Annotated in this window: 8 protein-coding genes; 5 read left to right on the top strand and 3 right to left on the bottom strand. The window is 41.0% G+C overall.

Annotation, left to right across the window (positions count from 1 at the left end):
• Positions 1-8 precede the first annotated feature (8 nt).
• Complete coding sequence (gene ctpC / locus XEN7305_RS20720; protein ID WP_006511473.1) at positions 9-1286, top strand: carboxyl-terminal processing protease CtpC; 1278 nt, start codon at positions 9-11, stop codon at positions 1284-1286.
• Here the strand turns inward: ctpC and XEN7305_RS20715 are convergent.
• Positions 1279-3030 carry a hypothetical protein gene (locus XEN7305_RS20715; RefSeq protein WP_006511472.1) on the bottom strand — a complete coding sequence of 584 codons (1752 nt, stop codon included), beginning with the start codon at positions 3028-3030 and terminating at the stop codon, positions 1279-1281. The two genes, ctpC and XEN7305_RS20715, sit on opposite strands and share 8 nt — an antisense overlap.
• Positions 3031-3078: 48 nt before the next feature.
• On the opposite strand from XEN7305_RS20715, the gene csaB reads away from it, so the two are divergent.
• Positions 3079-4137, top strand: coding sequence for a polysaccharide pyruvyl transferase CsaB (gene csaB, locus XEN7305_RS20710; protein WP_006511471.1), 1059 nt, complete (start codon positions 3079-3081; stop codon positions 4135-4137).
• Between the two features lie 151 nt (positions 4138-4288).
• Here csaB and XEN7305_RS20705 read toward each other — a convergent pair whose 3' ends face one another.
• Entirely contained in the window at positions 4289-5167 is an 879-nt protein-coding gene (locus XEN7305_RS20705; RefSeq protein ID WP_006511470.1) for a prohibitin family protein, read from the bottom strand.
• Positions 5168-5228: 61 nt separating this feature from the next.
• Complete coding sequence (locus XEN7305_RS20700; protein WP_006511469.1) at positions 5229-5813, bottom strand: chromophore lyase CpcT/CpeT; 585 nt, start codon at positions 5811-5813, stop codon at positions 5229-5231.
• A gap of 149 nt (positions 5814-5962) precedes the next feature.
• Between XEN7305_RS20700 and XEN7305_RS20695 the strand changes: the two genes are divergently transcribed.
• The 3 genes from XEN7305_RS20695 to XEN7305_RS20685 all read left to right on the top strand — a co-directional run bounded on the left by XEN7305_RS20695 (position 5963) and on the right by XEN7305_RS20685 (position 14219).
• Positions 5963-7387, top strand: a complete 1425-nt coding sequence (locus XEN7305_RS20695) for an FAD-binding domain-containing protein (RefSeq protein ID WP_006511468.1) — start codon at positions 5963-5965, stop codon at positions 7385-7387.
• Between the two features lie 157 nt (positions 7388-7544).
• A complete protein-coding gene (locus tag XEN7305_RS20690) occupies positions 7545-9881 on the top strand; it encodes a glycoside hydrolase family 3 N-terminal domain-containing protein (protein WP_006511467.1) in 2337 nt (778 codons plus the stop codon).
• Between the two features lie 279 nt (positions 9882-10160).
• Positions 10161-14219, top strand: a complete 4059-nt coding sequence (locus XEN7305_RS20685) for a hypothetical protein (RefSeq protein ID WP_006511466.1) — start codon at positions 10161-10163, stop codon at positions 14217-14219.
• The last annotated feature ends 33 nt before the right edge of the window (positions 14220-14252 follow it).

The following is a 14252-nucleotide window of genomic DNA, read 5'->3' as shown; positions in this document are numbered from 1 at the left end:
TCGCAATTATGGTAATTACAAAAAGCAGAATTTTCCTTGGAGCAACTGCGTTGGCCTTATCTACAGTGGCAGTTACCGCAGCCGGAATTCATTTTTCCCGAAGTCAAGCCCATATCCAGAATAGTCCCAAAGAATTGGTTGATGAGGTTTGGCAAATTATTAATCATCAATATGTGGATACTAATTTTAACAATCTCAACTGGCAAGAAGTTCGCCAAGAATATTTGGAGCGCTCTTATACTGACCAGGAGCAGGTATACGATGCCGTTAGGGAAATGTTGGAGCAGCTAGGCGATCCCTACACCAGATTTATGGACCCCGAAGAATTTCAAAATATGCAAATTGATACTTCTGGCGAATTAACTGGCGTTGGTATTCAAATTGCCAAAGATGAAGAGAGCGATCGCTTGATTGTGGTTTCGCCTATCGAAGATACCCCTGCCTTTGCTGCGGGTATTCTAGCTCAAGATATTATCCAGGAAATTGACGGTACTGACACCAAAGGCATGGACGTTAATGAAGCCGTTAAGTTGATAAGAGGCAAGCCGGGTAGTAGTGTAATCTTAACCATCGATAGACAGGGTACAGCTAAAGATTACGAGATCGTGAGGGCCAGAATACAAATTCATCCTGTCCGTGCGCGAGTTTCTAGCACTCCCATTGGAGATGTAGGTTATATTAGGCTAACTCAATTTAGTGCCCAGGCTTCCAAGGAAATGCGAGATGCGATTAAAGATCTCGAAAAAGAGGATATAACCGGCTATGTGCTGGATTTGCGTTCTAATCCCGGAGGATTGCTCTATTCAAGTATTGATATTGCGCGTATGTGGCTAGAAGAGGGGACAATTGTCTCTACTGTTGATCGGGTAGGAGAACAAGAGCGAAAATCTGCTAACAATAGTTCTTTAACTGACAAACCATTGACTATTTTGGTCGATGGCGGTTCAGCTAGCGCCAGTGAAATTTTGTCGGGAGCCTTGCAGGATAATGACAGAGCAATTTTAATTGGCACCCAAACCTTTGGTAAGGGTTTGGTTCAGTCGGTACGTCGTTTAGGAAATGGTTCTGGTTTGGCCGTAACGATCGCCAAATATTTAACCCCCAGTGGTCGGGATATTAATAAAGAAGGGATTTCTCCAGATTTCGTAGTGGAATTAGAGGAAACAGAAAGAAAGAAATTGCAGAGCGATCGCGATTTGATTGGAACTCTTGACGATCCTCAATTTTCTAAGGCAATAGAAATTTTGGGACAGGAAGTTCGAGCCCAGAAAAGCTTGGTTAAATAATTGGTTCACTAAAACAGGAAGTGTCTAGTAAGCGTAATGTTTTATTTTTAACAACAGTGCACCTGTCAAAAACATTTGAGAGAATCGGAACTGAGCCCTTAGAGAGCGTCTCTTTGGCGATCGCTAGTTCGGTTGGGTATTTGTGCAGCCAACTGTTTTGAGCCAATTCATCTAGAGTAAAAGCGGATTCACCAATTAACCAAAAATCAATTTCATATTCCTCTACAAAATCAGTCACGGTTCGCCAATCAGTGCTGTACTGAGCATGGATTAATGCTGCGGTGCGTTGCTTGAGTTCTTGGTAATAGCCCTGATGATAGGGCAATAAATAACCTTCCCCACCAACAAATATTGATCGCTGAGCGAAGGTGGGTAAATTATTCGCTTCCCTATTTAAAGAAGCAATCAAAATATCTTTGGGCTGTTCCTGTAAAAATTCATAGATGTGAGGGGCTTCCCCAATTACATAGCCTGTTTTCAAGTAAAAATTATTGCGCAAAGTAATCGGGTAGATCAACAGGCATAAAAGCATGACAATTCCCAGTCCTTTGGCAAATAGGGAAAAACGAGGAATCCTGGCACAATGAATGAGTCCATCAAGAACAATAGTTAGAGCAATCGCTCCTGCGATCGCTGCAATAAGTCGCCAGGAATTGGCAGTGTAACGATTGGGCAGATGCAATGCAAAAATCAGAGCATGGGAGATGCCAAACCAGATCACAGAAACCAACAACCATTGCCATAAAATATTGATTTTAGAGTTAACAAAACGAACTAAGGGTAAACGCTGGGGGAATTTCATCAACAGCGGCAGCGAAAGGCCAAACCAAATTTGCGGAGGAAAAAGCCAGAAGTCTCGCTTAAGCAAGATTTTGCACCATTCACCAGGTAACATACCACTCCGTTTGCCGCAAAACCAAAAATACCAGGGATTCGGGTCGAAAAAATGCGACCAGCCATGAACGGAGAATGCTGCCAAATTTCTGGCTTCACTAGCAGTGACCACTGGCCCAAAAGCAGAATTGCGCCCCAGATAGGGTAGAAGGACTAGAACTAAAACCCCCAACACAGACCCCACTTGAGCATAATTATGAACGTTGCGCAATTTTTTTGTTGATAAATCAACCAGACTAGCCACAGCTAATCCCCCAGCGACTAGTGCTGATTGAGGATAAAAACTGCCCAACAATGCGATCGCAAGTAGACTGGGAATTAGCGATCGCTTTAGCCAATAATAGACGAATGCCAGCAGCAAGGGATAGGCAAATGCCACAGGAGTTGCGGATACCACATCATCCCGCATCCATAGGCTAATATTCAGTAGCATTGCTGCGAGAAATCCGGCAAAAGGAACCCGCAACAATTGCCAACAAATCTCAAAAACATAGGCAGTAGATAGGAGCATCAGCGGTAGAGGCAGCAGTTTATGGAGTAATATTGGGTCTACTCCCAGTCCAGCAAAGCCCTGATAAAGCCAGCTATAGCCAGTCGGCGCCACTGATTGAAAGTAATTTGCCAGCAAATCATGGGGAAATAGCTCCGGATCAATAAACCGCTGCATCCAAAATATATGCTGTCGGGCATCATCTTGCACTAGATACTCATGGCTTAGTGCTTTTTGTAGAGGAGCCCAGGCCATATAGACAGCAAACAATAGACTGAGATAGAACCAACGCCATAATCGATTATCCGATTTTTCAGGTAGGGGACTAACTAAGAGGGAACGGATTCGCGATCTAAGCATTATTATTGGTTAAAGTATGAGAAATAATTTACTAGTGTAAGGGGTTTGATGACTCAGGAAAATATGAGCGATATTAAGGCAATACTCTGTGGTTATTATGGCAAGGGCAATGGTGGAGATGAAGCGTTGTTGGTGTCTCTGCTGCAAATGTTACCAAGCCAAATCAAACCGATAGTGCTCTCCGGCAATCCCGCTCAAACTAGTAAATTATATGGTGTGACTAGCTGCGATCGCAAGTCAGCTTTTCCCATTCTCAAGGCACTGCGCGCTTCTGACCTTTTTATTTGGGGTGGCGGCAGCTTGATGCAAGATGCTACTAGTATGCTGAGTCCGCTCTATTATGCGGGATTGATGGCCTTGGCACAGCAACAAGGATTAAAAACTATTGCCTGGGCTCAGGGGATTGGTCCGTTACGAAGATCTTGGAACCGAAAAATCACCAAGCAAGTTTTATATGGTTGTGAGGGTATTAGTGTGCGGGATTATCGTTCGGCGAAGATGCTAGAGGAATGGCAGATTGCGCCTTTGATTGCCCCCGATCCAGTATGGTCTTTAGAGGGAACAGAAGTTGCCGCGCTCCAGGATTTACCCGAATCAAGAGTTGCTGTTGTGTTACGCTCCCATACTCTATTAACGAAACCAAGACTGGAAATCTTAACGGGTGCCCTGCAAGATTTTCAAAAGGCAACAGGTTCTTATATTGTGATTGTGCCGTTTCAGCCGCTTCAAGATCTCGCGATCGCAGAATCCTTACAAAAAAAGCTGGGAGACCAAAGCCAAATCCTATCTTTGTCCGATCCTAGAGAGTTAAAAGGACTATTTAGGAATATCAAAATGACAATTGGCATGCGTCTACATAGTTTGATCATGGCAGCAGCTGAAGGTTGTCCTTGTTTTGCCCTCAGTTATGATCCTAAAGTTAGTCAATTAATGACAGAATTAAATTTATCTGGTTGGGAATTAGAAAATCTACCAACAAGTTCGCAGACGATTAGTGAAACTTGGCAACAATTCTATCATCATGGTCAAGCATTGAATCCTGACACTATTAAATCACTCCAAGATCGCTCCTTAATGCATCGAGATATTATTCTCAATTGCCTTTAATGACTACTTAAACCGCGTCTAGTTTGAACCCTGTAGTTTTTGTAATTGTTTCGGGAACAGGGAATAGGGAATGGGGAATAGGGAATGGGGAATAGGGTTTGAGATATCTGTCACTTTATTTCAAAACTCCAGTTCTGAATGTGGACGCGGTTTAGTTATTGAGATTTTGAGAATCAATAGTAATAAAAGGCAATGCCCCTTCTCCTGTCAATACTTGGGGAAACTTCCCATCCCATTTTTCAATAGCTTGTTTTTGGAGTAACTCTGGGGTTAAGGTTGCTCGCTGAAGTCTTTGGGCTTCTGCTGAACCCTTAGCTCGGTTAATCTCCGCTTGAGCCTGTTGTTCGGCTCTTTGGGCTTCAAACTTTGCTCGTTTAGCTTCTTGTTCTGCGATTTGTTTAGCTTCGATCGCCTTAGCAAATTCATCACTAAAAGAGATATTAACTAAAGAAACATCATCAACCACTACACCATAGCTACCAAGTCTTTCTCGGAGTTGATTATCAATTTCTTGTTTCAGCTCAGTCCGTTTGGCAATGATTTCTTCAGCCGTTTTCTTGGCTGTTGCGGCTTTGACTACTTCTGACACCGCAGGAGAAATAATCCGAAAGACGATTTGTTCTTCATCACCAACTTCCTGGTAAATTCTATTTACTGTAGTCGGTTCAATATGCCAATTGACCGCAATATCAGTTTGAATATCTTGTAAATCTCGGGAAAAAGCATCTGCTTGGATAGAATCTTTCTGAATTCGCACTGTGATTCTTTTAACTGTAGTGATGATTGGCATGATGGGATGAATGCCTTCGTCGAATACTTTGTCCTGGACTTTCCCAAAACGCATGACAACACCCCGTTCCCCTGCATTTATGATCGTAAATGGTCTGAGGAAAGCCAAAATAATTAACAGAACCAGACCTCCGATAAAGTAGTATCCTAGCTTGTTAAATTGGTTAAATTGATTAAATTGATTATTTGAGCGCATGATCTTTGGATGAGCAATCGAGCCTTTAACAAATGTTTGCCCCATTAATTATGCAGACTGCTGTCGCAGACGGCTACTTCCATTTTAGAAAACCCAGAAAATTTATTTACAACTCATTGCCAAATCTTTGTACGGGGGTAAATTCAAACGGCCCGGCGACTGAACCCCAAACCAATTCATCGGTTTCAGGATCTCGACCGCGATCATAGCTAATCAGTTTTTCTTGATCAATTTCAAAACTATTGTCTAGATAGGTGATTTTGCCTTTGCGCTCAACAATGCAGGCTTTTCCGGGTTTGATTTTGCCCTGAAAATGATTGCCCATCCAGTTTACGGTCATATCGCAGCCAGGCATTTTTTCGAGTAGCTCAGGAGTTAATTTTTGTAACTGTTCGCGATCGCGAGATGCCCCAAAGAATTGTTCTTGTTCTTGAACCTTGTAATTTTCTAGTTCTATATGATCATCTAAGATACTGAACTTTAATACCCTGACCCGATAGGGATTAGTAAGCATAAAATCATAGGCCTGTTCTAAGAATAAACTGGGGCTCCCCAAAAGTTCGTCGGGCAAAGGACGCATACAGACGCGGATACTGGCGAAAAATGGGGGATTGGCGTAAGCCTGAGCTTGATTGCTAAAATCGGCCGCCATCCAATTTACTAGAGTTTTAATATCTTGAGAATCAGTCATGAGTATTTTTTGTAAAAAATCAATTGCTTAGTCAAAATCAGTCATAGCGCTATGAAAATCGGGAGCAGTAAAGGGAAAACCTGCTAACTCTTCGCTCTAAAAACCAGGCATTGCTATAAAATAACATAGTAAAAAGATACTAAAAAATAATGTCCGATTTAATTTTATTCTGGCATCGACGAGATCTTCGGCTTACTGATAATCTGGGTTTAGCCGCAGCAAAAGAACAAACCGTTAAAGTTGTAGGAGTATTCTGCCTTGATCGCGACATTTTAACTAGAGATGACATCGCACCTGCCAGAGTAAAATATATGATGGGCTGTTTGCAAGAACTTAGCCAAAGCTATGGGCAAATTGGCAGTCAATTATTAATCACTCAAGGAACACCCTCTCAAGTAATTCCCCAACTTGCTAGTACATTAAGCGCTAAAGCTGTGTATTGGAATTTGGATGTCGAACCCTATGCTCGAAAGCGCGATCGCGAAGTAACCATCGCGTTACAGGATAAAGACATTACTGTGCAAAATTTCTGGGATCAGCTCTTACATCCGCCAGGAGCAGTTTTAACCCAATCGGAACAACCCTACAAAGTTTATACTCCCTTTTGGCGTAACTGGAGTCTGCAAGACAAACCTACAATTTCTCCGCAGATAAAAAATTTACAAGGCTTAACAGCAACAGAACTCGCCACAGTAGACCAAATTTATGTAAGTGAGCTGCCAACAGCCGAGGATCTCGGCTATAGCTGGGAAACCCCTTTATTACTGGCTCCTGGGGAAACCGCAGCTCAGGCACGACTCGAAGAATTTTCCCACTCCGCTATTTATCAATATGATGAGCAGAGAAACTTTCCCTTTAATCAAGGAACATCCCTTCTTAGTGCCGCTCTCAAGTTTGGCGTAATTTCCCTTCGTGCTATCTGGCAAACTACCGTCGAAGCTCTGGAAAATTGTCGCAGTGAAGAAGCGAGAGTGAATGTGATTACTTGGCAAAAAGAACTGGCCTGGCGGGAATTTTACCAACATTGTCTCTACTTTTTCCCCGAACTAGAGCAAGGGCCCTATCGCCCAGCATTTAAAAACTTTCCTTGGGACAACAACCCCGAACATTTTCAAGCTTGGTGTCAAGGCAAAACTGGCTACCCTATCGTAGATGCCGCTATGAGACAGTTGCAGAGCACTGGCTGGATGCATAATCGTTGTCGGATGATCGTTGCAAGTTTTTTAACTAAAGACTTGATTATCGATTGGCGCTGGGGAGAGAAATACTTTATGCAAACCCTGTTCGATGGAGATCTCGCCTCAAATAATGGGGGTTGGCAATGGAGTGCGTCTAGTGGCATGGACCCCAAGCCTTTACGGATTTTTAATCCTGCTTCCCAAGCTCAAAAATTTGACTCAGAAGCTGAATATATTCGGCAATGGTTGCCCGAAATAAGTTCTATTGATACTGAATATTTAGTGACAGGTAAAATACCCGAGCTGGAAAGATATCGTTGTAATTATCCTCAGCAAATTGTTGACCATAAAATCCAACAACGGAAATTTAAAGCATTGTACGCCCAGTGCAAGTAATACTAAGTTGCACTTCATAGCGTAACTTTCAATTGAGTCGATTGGGGAGATGGGGAAGTTTAGGGATTTGGGGATATTTAGGAAAATTCTCACTCCGCAATCTACAACTACCTCATTTGAGAATTATAGTTTAGAACGCAAGTTGGGGTAAGAAATTATGAAATGGAAATTGACGATTAGCAAAAGACAGAGGGCGCAGCTTTATTGGATCTTAACCGCGATCGCCGTTTGCCTGACAATAGTTTTTACCCATCCCAATTTGCGACCAGAACCAAGGGCTAATGTTCAACTGGCACAACTTGATTCGCCAACTAAGCCTAGTGAAATAGCCCAAAAAGTCGAAGACTTGCTCGCCCAAATGACCTTGCCAGAAAAAGTTGGGCAAATGACTCAAATAACGCTGCAAGCTGTTTCTAAAACTGAGGGTAAACTTGACCAAAAGTATGAAGTAGATCTCAAAAAATTACGCGAAGCAATTGTCAAATATCATGTTGGCTCGATTCTCAATGTTCATAGTAGCGCCTTAACCCTAGGGGAATGGCAGCAGTTAATTACGCAAATCCAAAATCTCGCAACCCAAGAAACCCGTACTGGCATCCCGATTCTCTACGGCATTGATGCTATTCATGGCGCGAATTATACTCTAGAGGCAACCTTATTTCCCCAGAATCTGGCGATCGCAGCAACTCGTAATCTCTCACTAGCAAGGGAATCTGCGGCTATTACTGCCTACGAAATGCGAGCTTCGGGAATTCCTTGGAATTTTAATCCTGTATTGGATGTGGGACGCCATCCTTTATGGCCCAGGCTCTATGAAACCTATGGGGAAGATCCCTATTTAGTATCAAATATGGGCGTAGCTTATATTCAAGGTCTATCGGGAGAAAAGCAACAGATTATTGCCGCAGATAAAGTTGCGGGTTGTGCTAAACATTATCTGGGCTACAGCTTTCCGTTGTCGGGTAAGGATCGCACCCCGGCCTGGATACCAGAAAGAATGCTGCGGGACTATTTTTTGCCGCCCTTTGCTGAAGCGATCGCAGCAGGAGTTCCGACTGTGATGGTCAATTCTTCCGAGATTAATGGCATTCCTGTCCATAGCGATCGCAATTTGCTGACAGATGTTTTACGAGGAGAACTAGGTTTTCAAGGCTTTGTGGTTAGTGATTGGGAAGATGTGAAAAATCTCTATCAGCGCGATCGCGTTGCTTCTTCCCCCAAGGAGGCTGTCTATCTAGCAGTGATGGCAGGACTCGATATGAGCATGGTTCCCTACGATTTTAGTTTCTATAATTATTTAATTGAATTGGTTCAAGAAGGAAGAATTGCTGAATCGCGCATTGATGAGTCGGTACGCCGAATTTTGCATGTTAAATTTATGCTCAATCTTTTTGCCAATCCCTATCCCGATCTGGCAATGACAAGTCAAGTGGGCAGTCCTGAGTTTGCTCAAGTGAGTTTGCAAGCAGCCCGAGAATCTTTGACGCTACTGAAAAATGATCAGGATCTATTGCCCCTCAATAAAAATCAAAAAATCCTAGTTACAGGGCCCAATGCCAATTTACGTTCTGTGCTCAATGGGGGTTGGACTTATACTTGGCAAGGCAATGAAGAGTCTCTTTATCCCACAAGTCAAAACACAATCTTATCGGCATTACAGGAAAAATTAGACGCAGCCAATATAACTTACATCCCAGGGACTAAATTTGACGAAGCGGTAAATATTCCCGAGGCAGTGACCGCTGCTCGCAATGTTGATGTGGCAGTTGTTGTGCTGGGAGAGAAGACCTATACTGAGACCCCAGGAAATATCGACGATTTGGCATTGCCTGCTGCCCAATTACAATTAGCTTCTGCGATCGCAAATACGGGAACTCCTGTGGTCTTGGTTTTAGTCGAAGGCCGACCGCGTCTGATTACGCCTATTGTCGAGGATGCTGAGGCAATTTTGATGGCCTATTTACCAGGTGCTTTTGGGGGAGATGCGATCGCAGATGTGCTATTCGGCGACTATAATCCTTCAGGAAAGCTACCGATGACCTATCCTCGTAGTCCCAATGATTTGGTTACCTACGACCATAAACCAATAGAAACAGACACCCCTAATAAACTCAATCCCCTATTTTCCTTTGGTTTCGGCTTAAGTTACACGTATTTTAAATATAGTAATTTGCAGGTAAATCCGCAGCAAATTCGTCCTGGCGAATCTACAAATATTAACGTGACTGTAAAAAACACTGGCAAAAGAACTGGCAAAGAAATTGTCGAGCTATATCTCAGTGATTTGTACCGTTCTGTGTCTCCTCCAGTAAGGCAGTTAAGAAGATTTCGAGGTGTAACTCTAGAGCCTGGGGAAAGTCAAACTATTGAGTTTACTCTTGAGCAAGATGATTTTGCTTTTCATGGTCGTGACAATCAGCGCATTGTTGAGCCTGGAGAATTTAAAGTTGCGATTAGCAATTTAGCCAATGTATTTACACTTCTTGCAGATTGACTAGGAAAGATATATAGCGATTCTTCTGTTCGTGAGTTACAGCAAATCCAGGCTTTTAGGTAATAGGAAAATGTGTCTCATGACTTTAAGAGCTGCTATAAACTATTTGTTTTTTGTCAACTGTATTTTTTCTAGCATCATTCAATTTTCATCCAAGATTTAAATAATTATCTAAATAGCTCATAAGTATATGAAATTTTGACTAGTTTGCTCTTTTAAAAGAGACATTCAGATAAAGGAAAAATATATTTGAAATATACTTTTCAGCGGTCAGATACTATGAGTAATTTCGATGATTTTTTAGGAAATGAAACAATTTTTGGCTCGGATATTTTAGAAACTAATCTCGGAGAAGAGGATACAAATATTGGGATTAACTCAAAGGATGGAACTTTTAATGATCCCTTTGGTAATGAATTAGAATTTCTATCGATTGTCGAAAAAGAAGTTCAGTCTGAGCAAGCAGGAAATAATAACAGTAGTAATAATGATTTTTCTCCTGTAGACACAGGAATTGATCTCCTAACTGGAAATAATACTGATAATGCTAGTGAATCTAATAAAGAATCTGAAATAGCTAATCTAGAACTGGATGATACTTCTTTTGCTCCTCCTAAAGATGAATTGCAATTTGCGGGAGAGTTTGGTGATTTTGAGGGTGGTGATGATGTCACTTTAGAAATTAAAAACACTGATGAAAACGTCGTAGAAACCTATTGTTTAACAGGAAAAGGACAAGCCAGCTTATATAGAGATGATGAGGATGGGAAAGCTTATATTTTCTTTTCTGGGACAGATGAAACAACTTCTGTAAAAATATTTGCTAAAAGTAATATCCAATTTAGTAGCTATATTGGTGACTCATTAAAAATAGAAACTACAGGAAGTATTGATGCAGGAAGTGTAACTCTTAGCAATCCCGATGAAACTGGATTGGTTCTTAAATCAGGTATTCAAGGAGAAGATGAAACCTTAGAAGTTCTTGGTTATGATGCAATACATTTGGGGGAAGGTGTAGCAAAAGGAATTAATAATAAAGGTGAAGTAGTAGTTGACGGAGATGGTGCATCTCTTTCATATATATATAGTGATGGAGAAATAAATTATTTAGGTTCTGATAATAGCATTACTCCTAATGACATTAATGATTCAGGGCAAGTAGTAGGATATTTTGTTAATTCTGATAATAATCAGCACGCTTTTGTTTCCAGTGGGGGGGCGATTAGCGATTTGGGAGTTTTACCAGAAGCTGAAACATACATAACTCGTGATGATTCTGGTGATTTGGTGGAAGTACCATACGATCATGCTCGTAGCCTTGGTTATGCAATTAATAACAATGGGCAAATAGTCGGTCTATCTAGCTCCAAATATTCCCGTGGGTACGATCAATTCCGTTGGCGCGCATTTATTTCAGACGGAGGTTCAATGACCGAATTTCATAATGATTTGAATAGTTTGTTTGGCTATGAATGGGACTTTGCTGAAAACCCTGATGCCTACTGGGCTACTGACAGTCGTGCATATGGAATCAACGATTTAGGACAGGTAGTAGGTTCAATTTTTGATGGTTTTAATAAAGCATTTGTTTATGATGGTGGTCAAAATATAAATTTACATGCTCTATTACATAGTTCATCAGAATATAAGGTAAATAGTAGTATTGCTCGTCATATTAATAATGAAGGTCAGATAATTATTACAAGCGGAGGAAGTACGTTTGCCTACAACAATGGCGAAATAAATACCGTGAGTGGTTCTGTATTCGATCTTAATAACAACGGTATTACTGTAGGTTCATCAAGTGCATATGGTGGGACAGCTACATTATACGACATTGAAAATAATACAATTATAAATCTCAATATTGATAGCAACATTGATTCTGAGGAAGCTATTTTGCTAAGTTCAGCACGAGGAATTAATGACAAAGGACAAATAGCAGCTACTGGTTATTTTACAGAAGATACTGAGCGTACTAACCATGCTTTTCTCCTCAATCCTCAATTTGCCGAACCCGAACTAGATGATTACATAAGTATCGGCAACATCTCCACATTTGGTGATACTGTTCTCTTACAAGGTAATGAAATAACCTTGGCTGGAAGTGCCATGACTACGACTGGTGGTGAGATAAAGATTGATGGTGCAGCGAAAGTCAATAGTAATCTCACTATTGATACTTCTGTGATTGATGATGAAACTGTTGGCGGAGATATTACTTTTTCTGAGACTCTTGATGGTGTTGATGCTGGTAGTCAAAGTATCGCAATAAGGGCGGGGAAAGGGAATCTATTATTTGAGCAAGCAGTTGGTGGCGAAAATCCTTTTCTGGATCTCAAAGTTGAAGGCGCTAATACTGTTAAAGCTAGTGAAGATATCACTATAAATGGCAACCTAGATCTAGAAGTCATCGACGATATTGCCACAGCGAACATCACTGCTGATGGTCTAACAACTATTAACCTTGGCAAAGTTGGCGAGCAAATTTACGATTCTACAGGGAATGTCATCACAGGAAATATAACTACTCAAGGATTAGATGTATCAAACAATGGGAATTTCTTAGCCACAGAAATTACAACTACAGATGGTGACATTGAAATTATTTCCCTTAACAATCTTACTCTTGATAAATTAACAGCCGTAAATGGAGAAATTACTCTAATTAGCGGGACTGGAGAAATTGCTGTCAACAACTCAATTCAAGGAGACAAAGGATTGGTCGCTTTAGCTCAACTTGATATCATTACCAATGAGATTCAGTCTAGTCAAGGTGCTGTCATTCTCAAGTCTGGTGGTGTAGTAACTGTTAATGGTTCAGTTATTGCTGATGATGATATTTCTTTAGCTGGGGTCAACAATGTATCAGTAGGGGCTGTTACTTCTAATGATAGTGGTGTTGCTTTAATCAGTGCTACTGGGATAGTTAATCTTGGTGGGGCAATTTCTAGCATGGAGGATGTTACTCTGGCTTCAGCATTAAGCCTGATAGTCAATCAAGAAATCACTGCTAAATTAGGCTCAGTGGCTTTGGTCAGTACTGAAGGCTCAGTGAGTACTTCCGCAGCTATTGATAGTGGGATAGAGGCGGTTATTGCCGCCAAACAGAATGTTGCCACAAAGAAAATCCGTACTCACGGAGGCGCTATCCTTATCGATGCTGAACAGGGCACTGCTACTGTAGGCGGTAAAGTTAGAAGTGATGGCGGAGATATTTACATCTCTGCTTTAAGCAAAGCTAAAACCAAAAAGATTATTTCTAAAGGCGGGGATGTTTACGTTACGAGTGAACAAGGATTAGTAAGAACAGGATATATTCGCACCGATCAAGGAAATAGTGGCGGTAAAGTTTATCTACAAGCAGCTAAAAAAATTAAGGTTGCTGGTTCGGTAAATATTGATGGGAATGACTACAGTATCTATACAGGGGTAAATGAAACAGATTGGGTGAATATTGGTTATGAACTCAATAAGAGTGAAGCTAAGAAAAATGAGTTTGTTATAGGTGACCTTACAAAAAGTGGGACTAAAGCAGAAATCTATGGCGAATATGCTTTCTTAGACGGTGACAAACCTAAATCGCCAATCCCATTATTCCCGATTATAGAGTTTATAAGAGGTCTTATTGAGTCTCTACAAGGCCCACCTGAAATTGAACCACCTCACGCTGATGATATTAATCCAGTTACAGGAAATCCTTACCGCAATCCTCAAGATCGTGAATTAGTAGAGCAAATGACAAATCCTCAAAGAAGAAAAATCAGAGATTGGATTGTTAATGCAGAGCGAAAGGTATTACTGGAGGAAAATGAGGTTTTTGACAATGGAAAGATTGATGATGATGGTTGCTTTACAGCAGAGCTAGGTCTTCATTACGGTGATCGCTATGACCAAAGTATTGGAGAAGTAGACATAACTCATAGCGTGTATGCTACACAAATAACTGGTGCACTTGGAGATTATTTTGTTGTGACTCCTTCAGAAGGACTGGCTGCTTTATTTGATGGATTAGTTAACGAATCTGGACGGATTGTTATAGAAAATTTGGAAGTAGCTGGTTCGGTTGCAGAAGTAAAAACTGGAAAGCAATATTTTCTGAGAAAAGCACTAAATCCCGATCATCCATCTTATTTAGGCTGGAAAATAACTCTTGAAGATCAACGAAATCTTAAAAGATTTGAGAATCAGCTTAAAAGAGAATACGATGTGGCTACAATTTGTAATTTAGATTATTTTATGTCTTTTAGTAATATTGATGCTGGGCTGGCTGCTATTGAGCTTTATGGCGATAAGTACAATATAAATATATACACAATTCCGATCAAAGTTTCTTAGAGCTCAATCAAAATTTTTGTTCAAGATTAAGGA

It is taken from the genome of Xenococcus sp. PCC 7305 (assembly GCF_000332055.1).
Classification (GTDB): Bacteria; Cyanobacteriota; Cyanobacteriia; order Cyanobacteriales; family Xenococcaceae; genus Xenococcus.
This window is presented reverse-complemented; position numbering and strand designations above follow the sequence as displayed.